The following is a 24,165-nucleotide window of genomic DNA, read 5'->3' as shown; positions in this document are numbered from 1 at the left end:
AAATTCGTTTAAAAAAATAGGATTTGTATAAAAAAAATATAGAAGTGGAAATGATTTTATTCTTTTCTTGCACTGACAATGGTTATAGGATTTAATGCTTTCATCATCACTCCACGATCTAGGATGGTACCTCTTGAAACGTTTATATTTACAACTTCAGGGTTGGCTCCTAATTCTTTTAACATTTCAACACTTTCAGTAGCTGTTTCAAGAACGATGGAGGTAATAATTATCTTTCCACCGACAGGTAACTTAAGATAACCTGTCTCTATAATATTTTTAAGATTACCGCCACTTCCACCAATCATTAATTTCGTAAAGTCTTCAATGCGGTCAATTGCAGATAATCCTTCCTCTTCCAGTATTTCTACCTTATTTTCTAATCCGAATTTTTCCAAGTTTTTTCTGGTTGTTTTTATTGCATCACTATTTATGTCGATACTGTATACTTTTCTAGCTCTTTTAGCAAATTCCAATGTTAAACCACCGGTTCCACATCCAACATCAACAACAACATCCTCATCAGTTAAACATACCTTACTAATTACTAATGCCCGTATTTCCTCTTTTGTTGGACCAGGAACATTTTCACATTTATAAAACTCATCATCTGGTGTAATGTCAAAAAACATCATTTTGTTATCCCTCCAAAAAAATATATATTCTTACTTAATATATTCTATTGTTTCCATTTAGTAAATAATTTATTATTAATTTTAAGAATATCAAAAATCTTTCCAACAATGAAATCTATCTGATTATCAATTGTTTTGGGGTTATGATAAAATCCGGGCATAGCAGGAAGTACTATTGCTCCTTCTCTACTTATCTTGGCCATGTTTTCAAGATGAACAGTTCTAAGTGGTGTTTCGCGTGGAACAATTATCAACTTCCTTCTTTCCTTAAGGGTCACATCCGCTACACGTGTAATTGTGTTGTCCGCATAACCTGTACTGATGGCAGATAATGTCTTCATACTGCATGGAATAATGATGCACGTATCGAAATAGAATGATCCGCTGTTGATTTTAGCCGTCAAGTCCTTTTCTTCATAATAATAATCGGCCAATCCTATAACATCATCAACACTGTATTCTGTTTCATGACAGATGATATCCCTTGCTATCTGACTGATTACAAGATGACACTCGGCATCTATCTTATTTAATTGTTCAAGTAACCTGATGGCATAGATAACACCACTGGCACCAGTAATTGCAACAACTACTCTCATTGTTATTCTAATCCCCCTTTTGATATCTATTTTCCTAACTTAAATGTTTCTTCCGTCTTATATATTGGCCCTGAAGGTGTCAGGGTACTTGACTTCAAATGAATTTCCTTTACTTCCATCTTACCGTAATATTCCTTCTGTAGTGATTTCAAAGTATCCTTTAACTTGGCTTTATCATTGATGTTTTTTACTCTTCCAATTGTTATATGTGGCGTGTAACTTCTTTCCTTTTCAAAGCCAATCCTTTCAAATTCAGAGTCCAATTCCCTTATTAAATCAACAGTTGTCTTATCCTTTATTCCTATCCATATGACGCGTGGATTGTTAATATTTCTAAATGCTCCAACATTAACCAGCTTCAATTTATACTCATTATACTGACTTGTAACCTTATTAACAACATCACATATCTCCTTTTTCTTATCTTCATCTATATCCCCAAAGAATTTAAGGGTCAGGTGTATGTTTTGACTCTTGACATAGTTGATTCTTGCACTATCACTTTCCTTAATTATTTTCTGGGTCCTGTCAATGTTATCCTTAATGTAATCTTCAATCTCAATAGCTAGAAATGCACGCATAATATAATCTCCAATATAATAATATATGTGGAAAGTTACAAAAATAATTTTTTGATGGATTGAGTGTTGGCATAAGTTCTCTTTTTTCTATTATTGTAACACTTTTATTTGTTTGATAATTTTAGATTTCTCCATTATTTTTATCTAAATTTATATTAGGTTTTATTTGGATGACAATAAAATTATGTAAAATGCAGTATTATAATTCAGACTTAAAATTAACTCTATTTTCATAAATTAATGCCATTTTTTGTATTTAAAAACATGAGGATACATACGTATTATATTCATGAAATAAGTTTTAAGAATGTCCTGTAATAAATATTTTTCAAATAGCATATAACACAAGAGAATTCTGATGATGCTCCACCATTTCAGTAAATTTATCAGTTCCATCAACATGACGTAAAGCACAATAAATAAGAATGGCAAACATAAATGATGGTTCTATAGGTGATCTTTTTTGTATTCTTCTTGTACTTTGGGTTTCCATTTTTTTCTATGATTTTTTGCTAATTCATTTTCATATTCTTTTATGATTCTTATTTCTGATTTGCTTCATAACTCTTTTATCCCCACAATCTCAAAAAATAAACTCCATAAAAAAATCAAAATCAATCCTATTTTTTGCCGTGTTTCTTTTTTATCCCTAAAAATTTTTAAATAATTTGTAAATTATAATATATATTGTTAAATTATAATTTTTTCCATAAATTATTCATTCGGCGATGGTCGACATTATCGAATTAACAATAGAATAAAAAAAAAACCAAATAATTTATAAAAACACTTAAAAATACCTCCTTTAAAATCAAAAACTCAATCATGGAAGATTGTGTATTATTTCGATGTATTCTAATATATATCATGATAAAAAGGAAATTGTGGATGAATATTTTGGAAAATATCCAAGTTTATAAAAGCAGGGGATAGGTTAATGAATAGGAGAAATATTGAAGAACTTAAAAAAACACCGGGACTATCACTCAAAAGATATCTGATACTTTTTATTGCAAATTTAATCGGATTGTATATAATTAGTTTTGGGTTGGATTTTACCATCAGCAATCTTTTTAATGTGGTATTGTTCATATTTTTCATAAGTGTCTTCAACGCTGCATTATGGCCTATTATAACAAAGGTATTTATGCCATTTCTAGTTTGGACCTTTGGAATTGGGTCTCTAATTTTAAATGGGGGGATATTTGCCTTTTTCGGACCATTTTTTGGCTTGAAGATTACTGGATGGGGAATAATTCTTGCACCATTAACTGTAGCACTAATAACGGTAATCTTATCAACCATATTGATGATGGATGATGATGGGGCATATTACCAGGCAGTATTAAGAGAAGCTCAAATAATAAGGGGGGAAGATGTTAAAAAATATCCCGGAGTGATAATTGTAGAAATAGATGGTCTTGCATATGATGTCTTATGTGAGGCTATCGACAATGGATATATGCCAACCATTAAATCCATGATAGACAATAAAAGTCATTCACTTAAAAAATGGGAAACGGATTTGTCTTCACAGACAGGAGCCAGCCAAGCAGGTATTCTTCATGGAAATAATGAGGACATCACAGCTTTCAGATGGATTGAAAAAGAAAATGACAATCAAATGATGCAATGTTCAGGAGTTACAAAAGTCAAAATACTCGAAGATAGGATATCGGATGGAAATGGATTGCTTGTTGATAATGGAGCAAGTAGATCCAATCTATTTTCAGGTGATACAGACAATGTGATTTTCACTTTCAGTAAAATAACGGATTTGAGAAAACTATATAACGGGGCATGGTTTTCAATTTTTTCAAATCCAAGCGATTTCGCACGTATAGTTGTCTTGGTCATTGAAGATATGATTCATGAAATATACTCCCAACTTAAACATAAGATATTAAACATCCAACCAAGAATTTCACGTGGAATCACTTACATTCCAACAAGAGCCGGAACCAACGTATTTATGAGGGAAATCAACACTAAAACACTTATTGGAGACATACTGGTTGGAGATATTGACGTGGCATATTCCACTTATTTGGGTTATGATGAAATTGCCCACCATTCAGGGGTAAGAGATGAGGATGCATTCTATGCTCTTAAAGGAATGGATAGGCAGATAAAACGTTTATTGGATGGAAACAACTATTCTCCAAGGGATTATCAATTCGTAATTCAATCTGATCATGGTCAAACAAATGGTGCAACATTCAAACAAAGATATGGACAATCCTTTGAGGACTTTGTCAAATCCCTTCTTCCTCAAGACATTAGTCTCTATGCAAAGATGTCTTCAAATGAAGACCATTTTGCCGAAGTTTACGTTCCATTTTCGGATCAGATTGAAAAAATTAAAAACAGAAGCAAGGAAGATGAAAAAAAGGAACTATCAGAATCAGAACTCATTGTTCTGGCATCAGGAAATCTTGCAATGATTTATCTAACCCAATGGAGTCATAGACTAACATATGAAGAAATAAACAGAATGTTTCCAGAATTTATTCATGAAATCGTCAATAATGAATACATAGGCTTTATTTTAGTCAAATCATCTGAAAAAGGTGACATGGCAATAGCTAAAAACGGAACATATTACTTGGATACCGATGAGATAGAAGGAGAAAATCCTCTTGAAGGCTTTGGAAAGAACATAGTTCAACATTTAAAAAGAAGCAGTCGCTTTAAATACACGCCAGACATTTTAGTCAACAGTTTTTATGATGCCGAAAAGGATGAGGTTTGTGCATTTGAAGAATTGGTTGGAAGCCATGGAGGAGTTGGAGGAAGCCAATCAGAACCATTCATATTATATCCTTCAGATTGGATAGTTCCTGATGAGGAAATTGTGGGTGCAGAAAACATCTACAAGATATTAAAAACAAATTTAGAAAACATTAAGGAAAATAATAAAATGGAAAGTAATTAAGGATTTTGACCTGTTGATGTATTAAAAGCAATAGAACATTGAAATTAACAAATTTCAATTATTCCTTTTTTTCTTCTGAGTTATATTGGGATAATCAGGGATTTAAAACAAACTAAATATCCTATTCATATTATTCAACCAATCATGCTTTGTGGACAGACAACTGACTAATTTTATCTCACATTGCATTGTAAATTCATGGGAGGTTATCCCAAAAAATGAATTTTTTCTATTCTCAAATCTTAAAAAAAGTGGTAATTATGGGTTACAAATCTTACATGGCTTGTAACCGCTGTTTATCGCATCATCCCTTGAGTTGAGGATGACCTTGTTTTTCTCGCTCATCTTTGAGACAGCCTCACAGTCTGCTTTATGAAACTTGTATGAATTGGAATTTCCGATATATGATGAGGTGTCACTTGAGGTTGACTGCTTTTTTGCAGTTGATTGTATATTATTGTTTGATTGTTGGGATGGCTGTGTTGTAGCAGTAATCTGGGCTGTTTGAGTACCGCCATCAGTCCATTTCTGTGGTGTAAACTCACTTGGAGGTATATACATCACTTCAGCCAGATGCTCCTTTAAAAGCATTTCATTAAGGTTTTTACCGTCAACTATTACCACGGCCAATGTCCTGCCATACTTGTCCCGGTATTTTCTGTCGTCAACGTTTATGCCTACCTCCTTGTTCAAGCATAACTTTGAAACAAAATTCTTGGAGGCCTGATAACCCTTAACTCCTCTTTCAGGGGTGTTTACACCAACAAGTCTCACCTTTTCTCCATTTGCCAAGTATATCGTGTCTCCATCGACTACCTGTGTACATACACTTCTTTTTTCACTTGTCAGGTATGTGTTGTTGTATTTGTTCAATATGTCCTCCGTGGAAAATGAACCGTAGTAATTATCAGGTATGTCATGACTAAAACCCGTACCTGTATATGCCGAAGTGGCAGATATAAACATGAATGATATAAGTATTATCATAAGACATGTTATCTTTTTAGTTAAATTTACCATAATTATTTCCCCAATTGCTTATTCATATGATTATTGATGATTTTTTATATTTATACTTTTTACCTATTTTACAATTTCATATTCTACCTTTTTCTCGTTTCTACGCCGTGAATCCATCTTCACAAGATCATATACTACTGGATTATTAAGAAGCATCTTCCACACAGAGTATGTCTCGTTTACAAAGTCGTCATTTAGTTTTATCTTCTTTTCTACCAGTGGGCATACGTACGGATACTCGCTTTCATCAAATACCAGGTGAAATTTATCCTCACTGGATATGTGGGGTATCAGTGGAAATGTCCTGCATTGAATCGGCCTAATTTTACGGTCACACCTTGGCGGATCGGTACATTTTACTATAAATAGGGTATCCTCCCAGTTGTCCGGGTAATCGGAGGCATTTGCACCTATGGTATATAGTTCAAAGTAGTCACTATCCTCATACATCAACTCTTCCCCTGGCATGAGATATAACATTAATTCTTCCGTTGCATCCTGATTCTTGTCATAGACGCAGCATATTTCTCCACATAGATTTCCACAGTCAAAGTCTACCGGTGAAACCTTATCAAGTCTTTCATAGATTTCTTCCATGGTCTTTTTCATTTCATCAGCAGTAATCATCATAATAATTCACACATAACCATTTATTCTATAAATGTCTTTTCAATTATTCTATATATCTTTTAGTAAGTTATAATACTTATTTATGATATATGTTCTCATAATATTCGGGGAGTGTACAACAATTATGATGATATGACACAACCTTCCTTGAGACTATTTTTTTTATTTTTAAGGAGGACGTGTGACAATTAAATTGCTATGTGGAGTGTATAGTATTAACTGCATATTTTAGATAAAAGTAAAAATGCAGTATTAGTAAATTAACGTTTAAAAAGCATGAAACGGAATTGCTACATGTTTATATTTAAAAAAAATTTATAACGGGGAGGTTAACTGTTTAATGAAGGGAATTGAAAATATTATTTTTCAATAATCTGTTCCTCGATGGCCATACCAAAGTGTCTTGCACCTGTAGTGAAGTATGCCAGTATCTTGTCTCCAACTTTGATGTCGACAACGGATACGGCTTCTTTTTTATCGCTTACTAGTCTGATTGTCTCTGCATTCTGTAGAAGTGTTCTTATTTTTTGACCTTCATATTCCGCTTCGATTAATATGAGTGGTCTTCTTTCAATCTTTACTCTGCCCACTATTGCGGTTTTAGTGTCGCCTTCACTGTTTACCGTTAATACTTCATCTCCTGCCTGAATTTCAGACAAGTATCTTGTCTTGTTTCCCGGAGTCATAATGTATGCGTGTACCGGTCCGGCGTTGACTCTAAATGGGCGGCTTGCCACATATTCACTTTCTAATGATTCGCTGTGTACCAGGAATAATCCGGTTGAGAATGAACCGATTAGCATTCCTTCACCCACTTCCATCATGGAACATGTATCTACACATACACGGTCTCCCAATCCAAGGGATTTTACCTCTGTAACTGTGGCCTCTTTCAGTTCATAGTTTTCAGTTGATGACTTTTCTATCAGTTGACCTAGTTTTCTTATGGCATTTCCATCGTTTGATGAGATTAAAACACCATCTGATCCATGTTCCATTGTCTCAAGTGCCAGTTTTGCTTCTTCATATGTGGTAACGTCTACCATTATCTTTGATGTGCGTTTCTGCAAGCTTGCTATGATGTTTTCTAGTGGTATCACTTTCCAGTTTTTACCTTTTAGTATAACATAATCTGCTATTGTACCTAACTGGGAAACCAGGAGTTCGTCTTCTTTGTTGTTGATTTCAATATAGGCCGCTACTTTTTTATCTTTGTCTATTGCCTTTTTAACGTCATCTACTGTGATTTTTTCTTCAAAGCCTAATAGTAATATGTCGGAATCTTCATTATTTGATACTATTTTGATATCGCCCAGTTCCTTGATTGTTTCTGCATTATCAAAGTCCAGTATATGGTCAAAGCCTGATTCAAGTGCGCTTACAATGGCTTCTTTACGTTCATTCCAGGTACCGTTTGGTCTTACCCATGCAAATTTCATGATTACACCCTTGTTATTCTTTTAGGATTTCCAATGCTTCATCAGGAGTCATTTTTTCATGTACAACTCCTACCAGTGCACGTGTCATTTTTGCAGGATCTTTTGCCTGGAATATGTTTCTTCCGAATGCTACTCCTGCTCCTCCAACGTTTATTGCATCGTATACCATTTCAAACAGTTGTCTTTCGGTTTCTATTTTTGGTCCGCCTGCTATTATGACCGGTACTGGACAACCGTCCACTACTTCTTTGAATGAATCAGGATCTCCGGTATAGTTGGTCTTTACAATGTCTGCACCTAGTTCTGCTCCTACACGTGCTGCCAGTTTTACGACTTCAGGGTCGTGTTCGTTATCGATTTTTGGTCCACGTGGGTACATCATTGCTAATAGGGGCATTCCCCATTCTGCACATGTTTCTGCTATTTTACCCGTGTTGTGTAACATTTCCGGTTCTTTTTCGCTTCCAATGTTTACATGTACACTTACGGCGTCTGCCCCGAGTTTCAATGCTTTTTCCACACTTGTTACTTGTACTTTGTGGAATGGGTCGACACTTAAGTCGGTACTTGCTGATAGGTGTATTATTAATCCGATGTCTGTACCGTAGCCATGGTGGCCGTTAATTACCATACCTTTATGCATTAGTACTGCATTTGCTCCTCCGCTTGCCACGGAGTCGATTGTTTCTGTCATGTTGATGATTCCTGGTATTGGTCCACCACTTATTCCATGATCCATTGGTGCTATTACGCATTTTCCTGTTTTTCTGTTTATTATTCTTTCAATTCTTATTTTTTTTCCAATCATATTATCCCTTCATTATTTTTTTGAATAATTATTTATCTTACTCTTATCTTTGTATTTTGTATTATAAAATGATTATTATAACGTTGTTATTTTGAAGATGTACATTTAAATTTATTTTTTTTAAAAAATTTATAATCAAAACGCTTATAATTCTATTTTTGTATTATTTAAGTTCATCCGGTATGACATCATATGCACATGAAGATAGATATCCATCACTAGAGAAAATCTTTTCAATGCTTTTTGATGAATTTACAAAATCAGCCAATCCTCTATTTCTAATCAATGTAACTTTTGGCTTTAAAAATGAAGACCATAAATAAAATACCTTAAAAACAGTATCAGGATGATAACCTCCGCCTAAATCAATACATAATACGTCAATATCAGTATGTGATTTAGCAAAGTCGTACAAAACATCTTTATCCCTAACATCCATACATTCAAATATGATATTTTTATATTCAATTCCAAGATTATTCATGGCATCCACACTTTCCGGGCTGTTGTCAAAGGCGTATACAGTCGCATCCTGACATAATCTGGATATTATCTTGGTGGATGTACCTACATGACAACCCAGTTCGACCACATTGTCAAAGCTTTCAATGTTGTCAATCATATCCTCCTGGTACTGTCTTCTATCGTAACTTATACTAATCATCTAAATATCTCCCATTAATACTGCAAGCCGCCAATACACCTGTTGAAAATGCTTTCTGAAGATTGAATCCCCCACATATTCCACATCCTTCAATCAATTCTCCTGTAATATACAATCCAGGCACGATTTTTGATTCACATGTATTGGGATCAACTTCTTTTTGTCTGATGCCACTGTTTTCCACAATGGCCTCATCCGAACACACTCTTTTGATGTTTAACTTTAACTTCTTGAGATTGTCCCGTAAAACTATCCGGTCCTGTTTTGTAGTTTGATTCAGTGTCTTGTCCTCAATATTAATGGCATCCATGAATACGCTGGTCATGTTCTTTGGAAGATATTTATGCAAATAACCCTTCAAATGCTTCTTAGGATTGTTTTTAAAGTCATCCTGCAGTGTCTTGTCGAGCTGTTCATAGCTGTAGTCCTTAGCCAAATCTATGAATATCATTAACTTCTTATTCTTTCTGAGGCTGCTTTCAATCTTCATACTGTTGTCAAGTATCGTATGGCCGCTAAGTCCTTTATGTGTAAATAACAATGAAGCATGATCCTTTACTATGCGTTTATTGTCGGCCTTTATCTCAATATCAACATCCACTGTGATCCCTTGAAGTTTATTAATCCATTTTTCTTCTATTTCAATTGGACATAATCCACCCATGGTGTCAGGAATATCATGACCCAATTTCTCTGCAAACAGGTATCCGTCACCGTTTGAGCCGGTACTTGGAAAGCTGCTGCTTCCGGTTGATAATATGACGTTTCTTGACTTAATTTTCTTGCCGTTATAATTTATGATAAAATGTTCATCTATTTTATTAATCTCCGTTACCCTGCAATTTACTTGGAACTTTGTATTTGACTTTTTAAGTACGTCAATCAGGGTATTTACTACAGTCTTGGAACTATCGCTAACAGGAAATACCTTGTTATCCTCTTCAACCTTTGTCTTACAATTGTTTTCTTCAAGTAAACGGATGATATCCTTGTTAAAGAAGTTTGTAAATGCTTGCCTGTAATAATTACCAGAATTATAATAACATTTCATGTACTCATTAAATGAGGCATTATTTGTTATATTACAACGACCACCACCGGTAATTAACATCTTTTTAGCTAGAATATTGTTTTTTTCCAGGAGAATGCTATTTGAATCATTTAAATAAATGGCGGCCAGAATGCCACTGGCACCTCCTCCAACAATAACGGTATTATATAACTTCATACTTTCCACTTTCAAAATATGCTTCTTGTTATATTACTTATTTATCAATAAAATACTTAAAATTGTTTATAAATATTAAATATGAATTTCCTTGAAAGAATATATGATGTAAAAATAATTGAATTAAAAAAATTAGGGGGTTAATGATAAAAAAATCTTTTTATCGTGATTATTTATGTTATTAGCAAAGTTCAAAAAAATTAAATTGATGAATAGCTAGTTTAACTCGTTCCATACATAATTAACTCTTTGGAATACAGTTATGTAACTTAATACAGTTAATAGTCCAATGGTTATTGCCATAACATTATGTGATCCGCCAAGTATTGCAGCTATAAATGAACCTACGATTATAATAAGTAATCTTTCAGCTCTTTCAGCTATACCTACAGTACAGTTTAATCCCTCACTTTCGGCACGTGAACGGATATAACTAACGGTCAATGATGCATGTATTGCAAGTGCACCTAAGACCGGATCCACATATCCACTGTAGATGATACCTATTATTATTGCCGCATCGGCAAAACGATCACATACTGAATCTAAAAATCCACCGAACTTTGTCCTACGATTGTGTGAACGAGCTATAGCTCCATCAATAACATCACAAAATCCACTAATGATTATAAATAAAGCCCCTGCCCCTAAATTACCTGATGCATATAATACACCAGCAAATATACTGATAAGTAATCCTATAATCGTTACGATGTTTGGATCGATGTCTATTTTCTGGCCAATTTCACCAGTAATTTTATTAGTTTTTGGTCTTAATTTATCATTCAGCATAATATTCTATTTATAACTAAAGCTATATAATAATTATTATAACATTTCTTTACAATCCAAAAATTTGACTTGATATGATGAAAATAATTAAAAATCCTACAAGTGATGATATAAAATCAATCATAAACGAATTGTCCAATGATAATCTGGTTGTATATCCAACAGACACCATTTATGGCATAGCATCCAACATACATAGTTCAAATGCCATCAACAAGGTATTTGATGTAAAAAACAGAAGTCATGAAAAACCATTATCAGTATGTGTGCATGACTTTAAACAATTGGAGCTTGTCGCGGATATAAATCACATTCAAAGAAAAATTGCCAAATCATTACTGCCGGGATTCTATACCCTGCTATTTAGAAAGAAAGAAAATGTCTCACAATTATTGACATCCAATTCAGATATAATCGGTGTTAGAATACCTGACAATAGGATATCATACTTGTTAACCAAGAATTTTCCGATAACAACCACAAGTGCCAACATATCAAATAGCATGACTCCAAACAATATACCCGATATAATCAAGCAACTCGGGGATGACATATCAATATATATCGATAATGGAGTTATCAAGGACAATACATATTCCACTATCATAGACTTAACCGGAGATAAACCCGTTATTGTACGTAAGGGAATGTGTGATGAAGATAAAATTAACAAGATATTAAAAATGAATTTATACTATGATGATTAAATAGTTAATAAAGGACGTGCATTATTATGTCAGTTGTAGATAAACATGGACGAGATATTGAAGTAGGATCATATGTAATATATACCAGAATAGGAACTGTTGGTGAAGTGATAGATACCAAAACCAATAAGGATGGTTCATGGGTATTAATCCAATATGATGATTTGACTAAACTATGGTATAACACTAGAAATATTGAAGTGACCGATAAGAAATACTATAAGGATACAAGCAGTGAACCTAAAGAAATTACAATGGAAGATATTAAAAAACAGGTCAACAAGAAAGTCAGTTCTGAAATGAGCGGACACGCCGTTGGTGGAGGATAATTCCGCCTAAATTACTTTTTTGAAAATATCCACAATGAATGATGCAGCTAATGATAGTTTGCTCATTTGTATATGCTTTTTTTAAGTTCTACAGAACTATCAGTACTATCATCTTCTATCATACCTAATACATCATTGACTGTTACTTTTTTTCTAAAATTGTTTCTAGGAGTACCATCATCATTTATTCCCCATTCAATGTAAATCTTCTAATAGAACTTTAATCGTTGATGGTACGCCTGCTGATGTGGAATTAATTTTAGATTTAAAAAAGTTACTAAGAAATCACTTGAAGGAAAAGACAATAAATAATCTTGGGGAACTGCACTTGGAAATTATTTGGGCTTTAAAATAACATTGGTTCTTGATTATCACACGAAAATGCCTGTGTTGTTCTTGTTAAGCACTGGTTCACCTCATGATACAAAAATGGTTCCAATTATTTTGAAAGAACTAAAAAAAGAAAAATAATTAGAACTGGAGATAAATTACTATTTGATAGAGGTTATTACTCCTATCACAATTATAAAATTGCTTTAAAAATGTATAAAGTTATTCCATTAATTCTTGTAAAAGGTGAACTTAATAGAAAAAGAATTAATTCAATTTTTAGTTATCCATTAGACTATTTCTTTAATAAAAAGGTACTAAATGTTTAAAAAGAGAATATAAAATGTTAGTTAATGAATTAATGGTCAAACTTTCTTAACACATAAGTTATTAATATCAATGTAGTTTTTATTGAAGATTATTTTAAATTTATAAAAGAGGAATTGGGATTTAAGCATTTACACAAATATACATTCGATTCAATGTATAAGCCACTTCATTGATTGTACTATTGTCAGGCATAATCATACAACTGTGTGTCAATACAAAAGTAGACTTCCAAAAGCTTTCTGAAAGTAAATATTTCTAGAACCCTAAATATTATTTATATGCTGGTTGTATCAGGTATTAAAGTAGGGCAGATATTAAAAAGTCTCCTTTTTAAGAAATTCTTTTATGTTTAAATGTATGATACCATCTTCTGAAAAATCAAATGTATCATTTGAAATAATATATTTTGGGAAATTATCTTTGATTTTCTTCAATGGTTTAAATTCTCTCTCACGTGTTTTGTCATCTTGAAGGCTTGTTGATACTTGTACGTATATTTTTTTCTTAAATTTTCGTGCAATAAAATCCACTTCTAAATTATTTACTTCACCTACAGTTACGGCATAGCCACGTCTTCTTAATTCATTATATACAATTGTTTCCAGTATTTGACCATAGTTACGTTTATTTTCATTAAGTAATGTGTAAAAGCCTAAGTCTACAACATAATATTTTTCTAAAAATTTCAGTTTTTTCTTTCCGATAATATCCTCTCGTTTACATTTTGATATAATCATAGATTTTTGTATATTATCATTATAATTTATTAAAGTTTTTACAGATATATCACTAGATTCACGTTTAATGTACTTATTGTCTTCCTTAAGATATTTTGAAATTGAATTAGCCGAATACATTTGTCCTGTATTACTTATAAGGAAATCTAATAATCTTTCCAATAAATCAAAATCTCTTATATTGCTTTTTTCAAGTATATCATGTAGTACTATTGAATCATAAGTGGATTTTAAATAATTTTGTTTGGATTCATTTTCATTATACTGTAATAATCCCGGAAATCCACCATATTCCAGATATTCCTCAAATAATTTGTTTTCTAATTCTAATGTAACCTTTTTTTCCAATATTTTTTCATTGTATTCCATAATTTCATTGAATGAAAATGGGAACAATTCTAGTGTCACATATCTTCCACTTAAATTTGTTGCTAATTCTCCAGATAACATTTTAGAATTTGAACCTGTAATATAAATATCACAGTTATAGTCAACAAGATAGGAGGTTATACTTTCTTCCCATCCGGATACTCGTTGAATTTCATCAAAAAGTAAGTATACTTTTTTATTGTTTTGTGGTATTGATGATTTGAGTATTTCATCCAATTGGGTATCTATTCTAATTTTACGGTATTGTCCTGATTCAAATGATATAAAAATAATATTATCGTCATGTATCTGCCTATCTTTTAACTCTTCCATTATTGATTTTAAAAAATAGGTCTTTCCTGAACGACGAACACCAGTTATAAGTTTTATTTCATTCGTATCCATAAGCCTTTTAATTTTATCCAGGTAAATTGACGTTTTAGCATGAATTTTCACTTCCAGATAATGTAATTATAATAATCTTATATAGTAAAAGAAATAAAATTTAATTTTTTATCATTTTTATGTATTATAAGATATAAATCCCAGATAATAGTTGTGTAGTATAATATATATAATTAATTATTTTAGATAATTTATATAATATACAACATAAAATAACATATCATAGAAAAATAACATAAATTCCATCCCAAAAAATTGTTATCCAAAATTATGAAAGATATGAATTTGGATCTTATAAAGGATGTTTTTGATTAAGAAGAATTTGAACATGGTGACTTTTCCATTAAATATATAACTTTTATTTAATGTGGTGTTGTTTATTATCATAATATGTGAACAAATATAATAAGTAAGAAAAAATAGAAATACCATACAAATTATTAAAAAAAAGCAGTATATCTAAAAATGTTATTTTTAAATGAATCTATTCAAAGAATCATATAAAAACATTTTTTTTACACCTTAATAAGACTTGGCAAAAAGTATTTTTAAACAAAAAAAGTATTGCTCATATAAGTTTAAGAATCAAGATTGGTAAAATTGGATAAATATCTAAAATTAGTTCATAAATGTTATGTTGGAAGAATCTATTACTGATTCTAACAATAACATTTTTCATGTTTTAACTAGGCTTCCACCATCTAACTGAAAGTCACCATCATAATGACATTATTTGTCTTATTTGTATATTTCTAGGAGTTGACTTTATATTTGAGATTGGATAACAGTTCTTCCTTCTTGCTTTCAAATTTGTAGTTAATCATTTTGCTTTGATTGTCCAATGAATTGTTTAAATGATATAACTCAACATCTATCTGATGAAGACGCTTATTAACATCCATCTTTAACTTTGAATTAATCATGTCCTTTTGGTCAATCAAGTCATGATACTTATGGCCCAGGTCACTGTCTGCTACTAGGCTGTCTACGGTATATTTATCGCTTTTAAGTTTTTTATTTATGTTCTCCACGCCTTCCTTAACCATTTTTTCATGTAGCTTTTTATTATTTTCAAGACGTTCTAATATTTCTTCATAATCTACCATTTTCTCAGACCTCCTTTGCAATGCAATACTTGCATATGGCGTTCTCGTTTTCAACGTGATGCTTCTTTATGGGACAATAATAATTTTCACCATCATAGCTGATACTTTTTAATCCAGCAAATACGCTGCTGCTTGGATGTATTGGTTCTTTTAAAAAGTATCCTGTATATATAATAATTATGTTAAACTTATTTAATATTTTATCCTCAAATTCCCTATTCAACAGTTCATTGATTTTAGCTATTTCGTCCTTATCCACTAATCCGGGATATGATTTCTTATCGTTTTTCAATAGGTTGTACCTTTTTATCATCAACTGGACTATTGACTTTCTATAATCCTCTCCATATTTGTCCGGCAGATATTTCACGTCATCATTAAAAAGGTATGACAATTCATACAAATCATCCAGTTTAATCTCATCAGCCTTTTCTTGAAGTATCTCTTTCAGTTGGTCATATGTTAAATTGCCCTCAGTCAGCATTTCCAGCACTTCACATTATTTCTTTGTTGTGTTCGTAGAATTCGATTATTTTCTCGGCAGTCTTTGGACCGATCCCGTCAATCTTGGTTAATTCATTAATGTCAACATATGCAAGGTTTTTGCCGAATACGTTGGTAACCAGTCTTGCTCTTTGACGACCTAAGCGTTTTATTCCAATAACCAATGGAAGAATATCTTCCTTCACGCCATAATATAGCCTTGAGCTTAACTTGTCAATCTCTGTCAGGTATTTGTAGTTACCCAGGACATTACAGATATCCTGATAGTATTTGACAAGGTTTGCCGCTTCATAGCTTGCACGTCTGGTTGAAGCCGCATATACCTTAAGATAGTTTTCTATTTCAAACTCTTTTCGTTCGTTAATCCATTCCAGTAGACTTGCAGCGGTTGACTCATTGTTCTGTACAAAGCTTACGAATACTCCCTTATTGCTTAATACCTCTCTGATATTATCCTTATTTGCTTTGAACTTCGTGTTGATTTGAGGCATATCCTTTGTCTTGGATATTTCATAGATTATCTCGGCGGGATTAAATGTATTTGTATGCATTGTAGAGTAATCCTTAAGTTTTACGGCGGTCTTAACGGCATAGTTGTTTTTGGATATCAATGTTCCCAGAGGTGTTGTCTGAAGTCCTGAAGGGGAAACCCTGATAATCTGATTCTGGATAAGATATTCAAGTGCAGAGGATATTTCATATTTTATGGATTCATCACTAAATCCAAAGCTCATTGTACTGTAGGTATGTGCTATTTGAAATCCATAGAATGTTTTGTTGAAGAATTCTATCAAATCATCCAAGTCCTTTGCAAATCCCGTGGATATCTGTGTGATTATCTGTTTTAACACGGCATCTTCATTGTCTATTAACTTTGAATTTGTTACCTCAATTTCTCCATGAACATAATGATCATCAAGGTCAAATGCCTCATCATATGTCTTTGCAAGAAGGTATGAATATCCTTCCGTATCAAATCCGGGTCTGCCTGCTCTACCGGACATCTGTTCATAGTCAAATACTGGAATGGTGGTTTGTCCCTGATCTGTCCAGCGGTTGTAGTCACGTATAACAACCCTTTTTGATGGAAGGTTTACCCCATACATTAAACTGGGCGTTGCCGTTATCATAAGAAGATTTCCATTTATAAATTCATCCTCTATTATCTCCTTTTGTCTGTCAAACAGCCCTGCATGATGGAAGGCCACTCCGCATCTCATGCATTCGGCCAGCTTCTTACATACCTCCGTCGGTTGGGAGTTACTTTTTCGTGGAACTTCAAGTATTTCCTCGGCAATGTTGTTAAATATCTCCCTTTGACTGTCGGGTATGTATCTTGAAATCTTATCTGCCATGTTGGCGGCCAATGATTCTGTAAATCGCCTTGTTGATACAAATACCAGCATCTGTGAGGAATCATCTAAGCTATCATTCAATAGCTTGTATATTATGTTGTTCTTGTCCTTTGTACCGAATTCCTCTGCACATAGCACTTCCTTGTGTAGCGGTACCGGTCTATAGTCATGTGTTACCACTTCGGCTTCAAGCCAATGGGCCATCTCATCCATGTTCTGGAGTGTGGCTGATAATGCTATGATTCTGATGGACTTGTTGTTTTCCTTTATCCTGGTTATTGCACATTCTATTGTAGGTCCACGGCTGTATTCGCCTATCATGTGAAACTCATCTATGATAAGCAGGTCCAACTCATGCAGGACGTTCATGGAAAATCTTGTAAGTGCATCAAATGATTCAAATACCATTACGGATATGTCACTGTTTCGAGGGTGCTTTCCCACCTTATATCCGAATTGTTCGAATACCTTGAATTCCTTGTATTTCTCGTTTTGCAGTGAAATAAGCGGCACTGCATATACCACCTTTCCCCCTTGAAGAAGTACCTTGAGCATTGCAAGCACTCCCAGTACAGTCTTACCGCTGGCTGTAGGTATGGATATTATATAATTGTCATTGTTTTCCAGGTATCCTGAGTCTATCACGGCTTGCTGTGCAGGATTATATTCTTCGATAAACGGGTATGCTTTATTCATTATCTCTTCAATATTCGAATCTATATTGGCCATGGCTTTTCCCCCTATATGCTCTATTTTTTTTAATTATTGTTATGGATATCCTCTTTTCATTATTCCCTTTCCAGGTATGGGATGTTTATTTTTGAATATTTATCAATTATGGTTTTTCTAGCGTTGTCTGCTAATTTTTCTCTTAATTTCTCATCAATTATGAGTCTGTCAATTTCATGTGATAATGCTTTACTGTCTCTTGGTGCTACTATTATTCCATTTTCATTATTTGTAATCACATCTTTTATATTTCCGGTATCTGTTGATATGAATGCCTTTTTACAGGCCATGGATTCAAGTGCCACTATGCTTGCCCCCTCTGATACTGATGGCAGTACCATCACATCGGCCTGTGGTATTATCTTTTCGGGGTTATATGTTTTTCCCATCAGATAAGTGTCTTTAATGTTATTTTTTTCTATAATGTCCTTAAGGTTGTCATGTTCAGCTCCATCCCCATAGATTAACAGTACATAATCTGTTTTGGAGATGGCCTTTGCTTCAAGCAGGTATTCCAATCCCTTCTGTTTTACAAGATTTCCTATGAATATCACCAGCGGCTTTTTATACTCTTGTTTAAGTGGACTTTTGCCGGACGTGTCTTCATTGAACTTTTCTATATCAACTGTGTTTGGTGTTATGCTTGATTTTTCCTCCAGGCCCTCGATATTCAATTTCAACGCTTTATTGTATAATTCTTTGCTAACGAAATATATATCATCACTCTTTTTTAATGTGTATTTTATTATCCCTTTAAGCAGGATGTTATTGGCTAGTATATTTATGTCAGATCCATGGACACTTGTAACAATTCTTATGCCTTTCTTTCTTTTTGTCAATACCGCCACCAGTGCCGGTGGAAGGATATAGTTTGCATGTATCAAGTCAATATCATATTTTTCAACAATCCTCATGAGTAATCTGTAACTTGAAATTATAAAGCTCAAGCCACGAAGTACTGGAACATTAACGGTACTGGCTTCAAATACATTATCCTCTCTGGTAGCATTGCTGGGATATGTTAGTACATATACATTATGGCCCAGTCTTTCAAGTTGATTTTTAACGTTGGATGTGTATGTGGATATGCCACCTAATTGTGGGGGATACTGACCAACAATACAAATATTCATGGTAAAACACTTCTCTTTGAGTTTTCTTTATAATTTAACCGTTCAATTATTTTAATGGGATTATTTCCATTCAAATGGGATTGTATCTGTTTTGGATGGATTTAATATTTCGCCATTCATCTTCACGATAATGGCATGAAACTTGATGTTGTACTTAAGCTCACATAACTCTTCTATCTTATCACCAATCAACTCGAATACATCGGTGGTAAGATTGTTTTCATCCAATATCTTAATGACGTCCTCCGTGGTGATACAATCAAATATCCTCTGCAGGGTATTTGTATCTGCACCGCATAATCCGCTGTAGGCAGTCATAATCTCACGTCTGGCATCGGCCACACTCTGCTTGGTATTGAATATTCCTGCGGCAATCTTAATTAGTTTGCCCGCATGACCAAAGATTGTTATTGATTTAAACGCGTCCATCTTGTCTGCCTCATCAAGCATATAACCTACAAAGTTACTCATCTCGATTATGGCATCCTCATCTATAACGAGTCTTTCATTGGCAATTCTTGTACCGATATTGCCGGGTACAAATAACAGCTCCTCATATCCATTGGCACTTGCCACATCCAACTGTACTCTGAGTGAATCTGTATATGCCTTATTGGACATTGGTCTGGCTATACCGGTAGTTCCAAGTATGGATATTCCATCAATTATTCCTAAACGGCTGTTCATAGTTTTTGGTGCTATCTCTTTGCCCTCCGGAATTATGATTTTAACAATCGCACCCTTGTTATCAGGTAAGAACCTTTTAATATTTTCCTTAATCATCTTTCTTGGAACGGGATTGATGGCATATTCACCCACAGGTATTTGAAGACCCGGTTTTGTAACAACTCCAACACCTTCACCCGCCGTTATTTCAACTTCTCCTATATTATCCGTCAAACAAACCTGTGATACAATTTTAATTCCACGGGTAACATCCGGATCGTTATATGTTGGCTTTTCAACGATAGCTTCTGCCTGTGTATCTGAAAGCTTCTTCGTATCATATATTTCTGCAGTTAACTGGCTATTCGGTGCAATTATGTTAACTACAGCAGGTGACTTGTCGAGTATTGTCAGCAATGCCGCAACACTTGCCGCAGTGGCACAGCTTCCGGTTGTAATTCCTGACTTCTCTTCCGAATTTTTATGATGTTCCATAGTTATACATTCCTTAATACATTACATCTTGTACTGATTGAATAATTTATTATATGTATATTATATATCTTTTTTAATTCAATAATATTTACTTAAATCTGCTTAAAAATATATCAACCTGGCAGTAATTCAATCATAAGCATTGCCTTACAGTTATTGCTTATAATCATCTAAAAACAATTTTAAGACTGACGTGATTGATAATAGCTATTGTTGAACTCTAATTATGTATCATTATACTATATTCTTTTGTTCAAGCGTTTTTAAAAGTGTTTCTTGGTTAATCATTATAAAAAGCCTCAGCAGGATTTGATCGGTGTTTTCTCTCAGCATGGTATCTTTTGGTTAAATTCTTCACTGTTTATCACTATTTTGTATTCATGTTACTAATTTAAATAGGAATAATCTCAAAATTATTATTAAATCATATTGTTTGTTATTATTATTTTGATTATTGTTTATTTTCATAATGTGACAATAATTATTTATGGAGGTTTATAATGGATTCTGGTCGTTTTGAAACATTTATTGATGCAATTCTTGCAATCATGATGACTGTTATGGTACTTAAGATTCCCCAACCGACAACTATGACCATGAGGGGGATATGGGATCTGCATGTAATGTTTTTTGCATATTTTCTAAGTTTCATAATACTCTTTAGCATATGGGACCATCATCGGAAGTTATTCAATTTTCTTGAGGATATTAACAATAATGTTATCTGGATGTATTCTGTATTGATTTTCATTGTTACATTGGTTCCATACTTTACGGCATGGGTGGCACATAACCCTTATGATTTGTTGCCCGAGTTAATGTATGGTTTGATATTCGTTTTGGTCAACGTATTGTTCGTGTTATCTACCAAGGTAGCCATAAAGCATGATGTGCATAATCATGAGATAAACGGTATCAGCTATAAAGAGGTTTTATTGTTAAATTGTGCGATATTCCTAATAGGCTGTGTGGTATCGCTGATGGGTTATCCTATTTGTATGATGATTCTCTGTTTACTTACGGTAATTACCTGGAACACTATACCATATATTCAAAAAACATACGTATTGGGTGATGATGATGGAAACTGAACGTTTTGAGGCATTGATAGATGCAATTCTGGCAATTATCATAACAATTATTGTTATGGAAATACCGCTACCCGAGACTACTACCTTGTCTTCACTACTGGAGTTGAGTCCACAGTTTTTATCATATGCACTAAGTTTTGTCATATGCTTTAATGTATGGAATTATCATCACAATCTATTTAGCATAGTAAATAAGTTAAACAGTTCAATCACATGGACTGGTTCAATTGCTATTATGATAGTGGGTCTGCTTCCTCATGTAACGACGATGATTTCAACAGATTTCTATTCCTTTACTGCTCAGGCAATGTTTGGATTGGTATTTCTGTTAACAAACATAAACTTTTACGTGGCAGATTTATTATTAATCAGATTCGACAAGGCCAATATAGCTTTAAGGTTGGCTTTAAAGGATAGGAAAAAGATTACAATAATAGGATTTTTATTGCAGGTAGTGGGATTTGTCATAGGTTATCTGTTCTATCCTCCGGCAATATTTGTCGGATGTGTATTATCTGTAGCAGTATCATTGTCATGGCCTAAGATTAAAAAATATTTATAATTGGATTAATTAACGGGAGGAGTTTATTAAAATGATGAAAGAAAGATTGGAGCAATGTCAAAAACCCCATGGAGAATATGGGCTGGAAATAATCGGTGACATGAATAGTCATCATGAAGTCATATCTAATTATGCTATGGAATCCATTGAATTGGCTGAGGATTCCAAGGTTATTGATATAGGATGTGGCGGTGGAGTAAACATTGAAAAATTCCTAAAAAGATGTCCGAAGGGAATTGTTGACGGATTGGACTATTCACAACTGTCGGTATCCGAGTCCATCAAGCGTAATCAGGAAGCCGTTGACAGCGGACGTTGCCATGTATATGAGGCTAACGTACTTGATATTCCATTGGATGATGGGATATATGACTTGGCATCCGCATTTGAAACAATTTACTTCTGGAAAAATTTGAATAAGGCTTTCGGTGAGGTTTACAGGATATTGAATGATGACGGCCGTTTTCTAATAGCCTGCGATACAGACGGCAACAATCCAAATGATCAAAAGTGGATTGATATACTTGATGATGTCAGGGTCTATTCGAAAGATGAACTCGTAAAAATACTCAAAGATGTAGGTTTTAAAAAAGTAGACGTATTTAATCGGAAAGAGGATTATCTTCTTGTCATCGTTGCAGGAAAATAGTCTTCATTATTCAAAAAACCAGTTTATTTAACATTATACTTTTTTTTAAATATTTTTTTTCTTATCGGGTATGGTGCTAGCAGATAATTGGTAATGATTTTGCTGAACTATTGTATAATCCCTCTTGGGTGATAAATTACTTATTATTCACAATCAACGTATTGTTTATCCATTATGAATATCATTTCAGTCTTTAAAATTTCAAAAATACATTTGTCAATAAGTATATATACTAAAAATATTCAAAAATAGGAAATATAAGTAAAAGATTAAAGTTATTCAATATTTATTGTATACTTTAGTTCTATGGGTGATTATCTTAAGAAATTTTTAATGGAGGAGATTATACTTGGCATTTTTTACTGGTGAAATACTGACGAATTTTATCAATACCATTGCTACCAGTTTACTAATACCGGTACTTATTGTTCTTGTAATAATAGTCATATGGACTTTGGTTGAAATAGGGATTCTCATTGCGGAATATTCAAAAAGAAATAAGCTTACTGATGAACAGTTAGATAAAATCGTGGATGCTATTTCCAATGCAGAAACTACTAATCAAATTGAAGAGGTTATAAGAGGCTCAAACTTAAATAAGGAGTATATTGATGTACTGCTTAAGGTTTTAAGCGGTCATAGATTCAGTGACAATACAATGGAGGCATACTCACGTAAGGCTATTGACTCAGAGGAGTTTGCATTGGGTCGTACTCTGGCAAGAACCGATATCATTTCAAGGATAGGTTCTGGATGTGGTCTATTGGGAACTTTAATTCCTCTGGGTCCGGGACTTGCATCACTCGGTAGCGGTGATATTGCAACATTGTCTGCTCAGTTGATTATAGCTTTTAACACTACGACGGTGGGTCTGGCCTCATCACTGATTGCATACATAATGGGTAAAATTCGCAGGTCATGGTATGATGAGGATATGGCTACTGTTTATGTTATAGCAGAGGCAATCGCGGAGAAGAAATTATGATAAAAAAGAGTGGTAAACCAAGTTTTTCTGATGGAGAAGATGCTGATCCAATGACCAGTATTGTAAACATGGTTGATATCATGCTGGTATTGGCCGTCGGTTTTCTGATTCTTGCAATAACATCCGTCGGCATTGATCAGATCAGCTATAACCCCGATAGTCAAAATTCTTCAATGCCATTACAGGATGCCATAAACGTTTCTCAAGGAAAAGAAGTTCCTAACACTATCCAGCAAGCCGAACAAACAGGTTCTGGATATAGTAAGGTGGGCAGTGTTTATCGTGACCCTGATTCAGGTAAGTTGATTATGGTTGAGGGTTGATTAATCCTTCCTTTTCAAATTCTTTTTAT

24 protein-coding genes are annotated in these 24,165 nt (G+C 33.5%); 8 read left to right on the top strand and 16 right to left on the bottom strand.

Features of this window, described 5'->3' with window-relative positions:
• Positions 1-56 precede the first annotated feature (56 nt).
• From cbiT to thpR, 3 genes are read right to left on the bottom strand one after another with little or no spacing between them, the layout of a single operon-like run.
• Positions 57-635, bottom strand: coding sequence for a precorrin-6Y C5,15-methyltransferase (decarboxylating) subunit CbiT (gene cbiT, locus AW729_RS06830; protein ID WP_335645346.1), 579 nt, complete (start codon positions 633-635; stop codon positions 57-59).
• A 44-nt stretch (positions 636-679) separates the two neighbouring features.
• On the bottom strand, positions 680-1,234 hold the full coding sequence (locus AW729_RS06825; RefSeq protein ID WP_112124402.1) for a UbiX family flavin prenyltransferase: 555 nt from the start codon (positions 1,232-1,234) through the stop codon (positions 680-682).
• A gap of 26 nt (positions 1,235-1,260) precedes the next feature.
• Positions 1,261-1,815 (bottom strand): RNA 2',3'-cyclic phosphodiesterase, encoded by a 555-nt coding sequence (thpR, locus tag AW729_RS06820; RefSeq protein ID WP_112124401.1) that lies wholly within the window; start codon positions 1,813-1,815, stop codon positions 1,261-1,263.
• 937 nt (positions 1,816-2,752) lie between these two features.
• Here thpR and AW729_RS06815 point away from each other — a divergent pair.
• On the top strand, positions 2,753-4,750 hold the full coding sequence (locus AW729_RS06815; protein ID WP_112124400.1) for a phage holin family protein: 1,998 nt from the start codon (positions 2,753-2,755) through the stop codon (positions 4,748-4,750).
• A 258-nt stretch (positions 4,751-5,008) separates the two neighbouring features.
• Here the strand turns inward: AW729_RS06815 and AW729_RS11280 are convergent, their stop codons facing one another.
• The 7 genes from AW729_RS11280 to pgsA form a co-directional block, all read right to left on the bottom strand.
• Positions 5,009-5,770: a thermonuclease family protein gene (locus AW729_RS11280; RefSeq protein WP_162685832.1), complete on the bottom strand. Its 762-nt coding sequence runs from the start codon at positions 5,768-5,770 to the stop codon at positions 5,009-5,011.
• 63 nt (positions 5,771-5,833) lie between these two features.
• Complete coding sequence (locus AW729_RS06805) at positions 5,834-6,400, bottom strand: hypothetical protein (protein WP_112124399.1); 567 nt, start codon at positions 6,398-6,400, stop codon at positions 5,834-5,836.
• 359 nt (positions 6,401-6,759) lie between these two features.
• On the bottom strand, positions 6,760-7,839 hold the full coding sequence (locus tag AW729_RS06800) for a 3-dehydroquinate synthase II (protein ID WP_112124398.1): 1,080 nt from the start codon (positions 7,837-7,839) through the stop codon (positions 6,760-6,762).
• A 13-nt stretch (positions 7,840-7,852) separates the two neighbouring features.
• On the bottom strand, positions 7,853-8,647 hold the full coding sequence (locus AW729_RS06795; protein ID WP_112124397.1) for a 2-amino-3,7-dideoxy-D-threo-hept-6-ulosonate synthase: 795 nt from the start codon (positions 8,645-8,647) through the stop codon (positions 7,853-7,855).
• A gap of 163 nt (positions 8,648-8,810) precedes the next feature.
• A complete protein-coding gene (locus tag AW729_RS06790; RefSeq protein WP_236951211.1) occupies positions 8,811-9,311 on the bottom strand; it encodes a class I SAM-dependent methyltransferase in 501 nt (166 codons plus the stop codon).
• On the bottom strand, positions 9,304-10,539 hold the full coding sequence (locus AW729_RS06785; RefSeq protein ID WP_112124396.1) for an aminoacetone oxidase family FAD-binding enzyme: 1,236 nt from the start codon (positions 10,537-10,539) through the stop codon (positions 9,304-9,306). Before AW729_RS06785 ends, AW729_RS06790 begins: the two co-directional genes overlap by 8 nt.
• Before the next feature lie 216 nt (positions 10,540-10,755).
• Positions 10,756-11,328 (bottom strand): CDP-alcohol phosphatidyltransferase family protein, encoded by a 573-nt coding sequence (pgsA, locus tag AW729_RS06780; protein WP_394339568.1) that lies wholly within the window; start codon positions 11,326-11,328, stop codon positions 10,756-10,758.
• A gap of 80 nt (positions 11,329-11,408) precedes the next feature.
• Between pgsA and AW729_RS06775 the strand changes: the two genes are divergently transcribed.
• Both AW729_RS06775 and AW729_RS06770 read left to right on the top strand, forming a co-directional pair.
• Positions 11,409-12,038: an L-threonylcarbamoyladenylate synthase gene (locus AW729_RS06775; protein ID WP_236951210.1), complete on the top strand. Its 630-nt coding sequence runs from the start codon at positions 11,409-11,411 to the stop codon at positions 12,036-12,038.
• A 26-nt stretch (positions 12,039-12,064) separates the two neighbouring features.
• Complete coding sequence (locus AW729_RS06770) at positions 12,065-12,367, top strand: DUF2098 family protein (protein WP_112124393.1); 303 nt, start codon at positions 12,065-12,067, stop codon at positions 12,365-12,367.
• Positions 12,368-13,341: 974 nt separating this feature from the next.
• Here AW729_RS06770 and AW729_RS06765 read toward each other — a convergent pair.
• The 6 genes from AW729_RS06765 to cbiD form a co-directional block, all read right to left on the bottom strand.
• Positions 13,342-14,538: an ATP-binding protein gene (locus tag AW729_RS06765; RefSeq protein ID WP_112124392.1), complete on the bottom strand. Its 1,197-nt coding sequence runs from the start codon at positions 14,536-14,538 to the stop codon at positions 13,342-13,344.
• 752 nt (positions 14,539-15,290) lie between these two features.
• Positions 15,291-15,644 carry a hypothetical protein gene (locus tag AW729_RS06760; RefSeq protein WP_112124391.1) on the bottom strand — a complete coding sequence of 118 codons (354 nt, stop codon included), beginning with the start codon at positions 15,642-15,644 and terminating at the stop codon, positions 15,291-15,293.
• Positions 15,645-15,648: 4 nt separating this feature from the next.
• Entirely contained in the window at positions 15,649-16,128 is a 480-nt protein-coding gene (locus AW729_RS06755) for a DUF2115 family protein (RefSeq protein ID WP_112124390.1), read from the bottom strand.
• A 10-nt stretch (positions 16,129-16,138) separates the two neighbouring features.
• Positions 16,139-18,232, bottom strand: coding sequence for a DEAD/DEAH box helicase (locus AW729_RS06750; RefSeq protein ID WP_112124389.1), 2,094 nt, complete (start codon positions 18,230-18,232; stop codon positions 16,139-16,141).
• A 59-nt stretch (positions 18,233-18,291) separates the two neighbouring features.
• A complete protein-coding gene (locus AW729_RS06745) occupies positions 18,292-19,365 on the bottom strand; it encodes a glycosyltransferase family 4 protein (protein WP_112124388.1) in 1,074 nt (357 codons plus the stop codon).
• 60 nt (positions 19,366-19,425) lie between these two features.
• Positions 19,426-20,526: a cobalt-precorrin-5B (C(1))-methyltransferase CbiD gene (cbiD, locus tag AW729_RS06740; RefSeq protein ID WP_112124387.1), complete on the bottom strand. Its 1,101-nt coding sequence runs from the start codon at positions 20,524-20,526 to the stop codon at positions 19,426-19,428.
• Positions 20,527-21,026: 500 nt separating this feature from the next.
• On the opposite strand from cbiD, the gene AW729_RS06735 reads away from it, so the two are divergent.
• From AW729_RS06735 to AW729_RS06715, 5 genes are all read left to right on the top strand, one after another.
• On the top strand, positions 21,027-21,617 hold the full coding sequence (locus AW729_RS06735) for a TMEM175 family protein (RefSeq protein WP_112124386.1): 591 nt from the start codon (positions 21,027-21,029) through the stop codon (positions 21,615-21,617).
• Positions 21,607-22,179 carry a TMEM175 family protein gene (locus tag AW729_RS06730; protein ID WP_162685831.1) on the top strand — a complete coding sequence of 191 codons (573 nt, stop codon included), beginning with the start codon at positions 21,607-21,609 and terminating at the stop codon, positions 22,177-22,179. The genes AW729_RS06735 and AW729_RS06730 overlap by 11 nt, the downstream gene beginning before the upstream one ends.
• 31 nt (positions 22,180-22,210) lie before the next feature.
• Entirely contained in the window at positions 22,211-22,828 is a 618-nt protein-coding gene (locus tag AW729_RS06725) for a class I SAM-dependent methyltransferase (protein ID WP_112124384.1), read from the top strand.
• A gap of 349 nt (positions 22,829-23,177) precedes the next feature.
• Positions 23,178-23,813, top strand: coding sequence for a MotA/TolQ/ExbB proton channel family protein (locus AW729_RS06720; RefSeq protein ID WP_112124383.1), 636 nt, complete (start codon positions 23,178-23,180; stop codon positions 23,811-23,813).
• On the top strand, positions 23,810-24,136 hold the full coding sequence (locus AW729_RS06715) for a DUF2149 domain-containing protein (protein ID WP_112124382.1): 327 nt from the start codon (positions 23,810-23,812) through the stop codon (positions 24,134-24,136). Before AW729_RS06720 ends, AW729_RS06715 begins: the two co-directional genes overlap by 4 nt.
• Positions 24,137-24,165: the final 29 nt, after the last annotated feature.

Source organism: Methanosphaera sp. BMS (assembly GCF_003268005.1).
Taxonomy (GTDB): domain Archaea; phylum Methanobacteriota; class Methanobacteria; order Methanobacteriales; family Methanobacteriaceae; genus Methanosphaera.
Note: the sequence above shows the minus strand (reverse complement) of the source record. Positions and strands in the feature narration are given on the sequence as shown.

What these genes read in the sequence shown, in the direction of transcription:
- AW729_RS06815 (WP_112124400.1), top strand. Translation starts at nt 2,753, where the DNA reads ATGAATAGGAGAAATATTGAAGAACTTAAAAAAACACCGGGACTATCA.
- AW729_RS06725 (WP_112124384.1), top strand. Translation starts at nt 22,211, where the DNA reads ATGATGAAAGAAAGATTGGAGCAATGTCAAAAACCCCATGGAGAATAT.
- AW729_RS11280 (WP_162685832.1), bottom strand. Translation starts at nt 5,770, where the DNA reads ATGGTAAATTTAACTAAAAAGATAACATGTCTTATGATAATACTTATA.
- AW729_RS06795 (WP_112124397.1), bottom strand. Translation starts at nt 8,647, where the DNA reads ATGATTGGAAAAAAAATAAGAATTGAAAGAATAATAAACAGAAAAACA.
- AW729_RS06775 (WP_236951210.1), top strand. Translation starts at nt 11,409, where the DNA reads ATGAAAATAATTAAAAATCCTACAAGTGATGATATAAAATCAATCATA.
- AW729_RS06715 (WP_112124382.1), top strand. Translation starts at nt 23,810, where the DNA reads ATGATAAAAAAGAGTGGTAAACCAAGTTTTTCTGATGGAGAAGATGCT.
- thpR (WP_112124401.1), bottom strand. Translation starts at nt 1,815, where the DNA reads ATGCGTGCATTTCTAGCTATTGAGATTGAAGATTACATTAAGGATAAC.
- AW729_RS06755 (WP_112124390.1), bottom strand. Translation starts at nt 16,128, where the DNA reads ATGCTGACTGAGGGCAATTTAACATATGACCAACTGAAAGAGATACTT.
- AW729_RS06790 (WP_236951211.1), bottom strand. Translation starts at nt 9,311, where the DNA reads ATGATTAGTATAAGTTACGATAGAAGACAGTACCAGGAGGATATGATT.
- AW729_RS06825 (WP_112124402.1), bottom strand. Translation starts at nt 1,234, where the DNA reads ATGAGAGTAGTTGTTGCAATTACTGGTGCCAGTGGTGTTATCTATGCC.
- AW729_RS06805 (WP_112124399.1), bottom strand. Translation starts at nt 6,400, where the DNA reads ATGATGATTACTGCTGATGAAATGAAAAAGACCATGGAAGAAATCTAT.
- AW729_RS06735 (WP_112124386.1), top strand. Translation starts at nt 21,027, where the DNA reads ATGGATTCTGGTCGTTTTGAAACATTTATTGATGCAATTCTTGCAATC.
- AW729_RS06730 (WP_162685831.1), top strand. Translation starts at nt 21,607, where the DNA reads ATGGAAACTGAACGTTTTGAGGCATTGATAGATGCAATTCTGGCAATT.
- AW729_RS06770 (WP_112124393.1), top strand. Translation starts at nt 12,065, where the DNA reads ATGTCAGTTGTAGATAAACATGGACGAGATATTGAAGTAGGATCATAT.
- AW729_RS06800 (WP_112124398.1), bottom strand. Translation starts at nt 7,839, where the DNA reads ATGAAATTTGCATGGGTAAGACCAAACGGTACCTGGAATGAACGTAAA.
- cbiT (WP_335645346.1), bottom strand. Translation starts at nt 635, where the DNA reads ATGATGTTTTTTGACATTACACCAGATGATGAGTTTTATAAATGTGAA.
- cbiD (WP_112124387.1), bottom strand. Translation starts at nt 20,526, where the DNA reads ATGGAACATCATAAAAATTCGGAAGAGAAGTCAGGAATTACAACCGGA.
- AW729_RS06750 (WP_112124389.1), bottom strand. Translation starts at nt 18,232, where the DNA reads ATGGCCAATATAGATTCGAATATTGAAGAGATAATGAATAAAGCATAC.
- AW729_RS06785 (WP_112124396.1), bottom strand. Translation starts at nt 10,539, where the DNA reads ATGAAGTTATATAATACCGTTATTGTTGGAGGAGGTGCCAGTGGCATT.
- AW729_RS06765 (WP_112124392.1), bottom strand. Translation starts at nt 14,538, where the DNA reads ATGGATACGAATGAAATAAAACTTATAACTGGTGTTCGTCGTTCAGGA.
- AW729_RS06760 (WP_112124391.1), bottom strand. Translation starts at nt 15,644, where the DNA reads ATGGTAGATTATGAAGAAATATTAGAACGTCTTGAAAATAATAAAAAG.
- AW729_RS06745 (WP_112124388.1), bottom strand. Translation starts at nt 19,365, where the DNA reads ATGAATATTTGTATTGTTGGTCAGTATCCCCCACAATTAGGTGGCATA.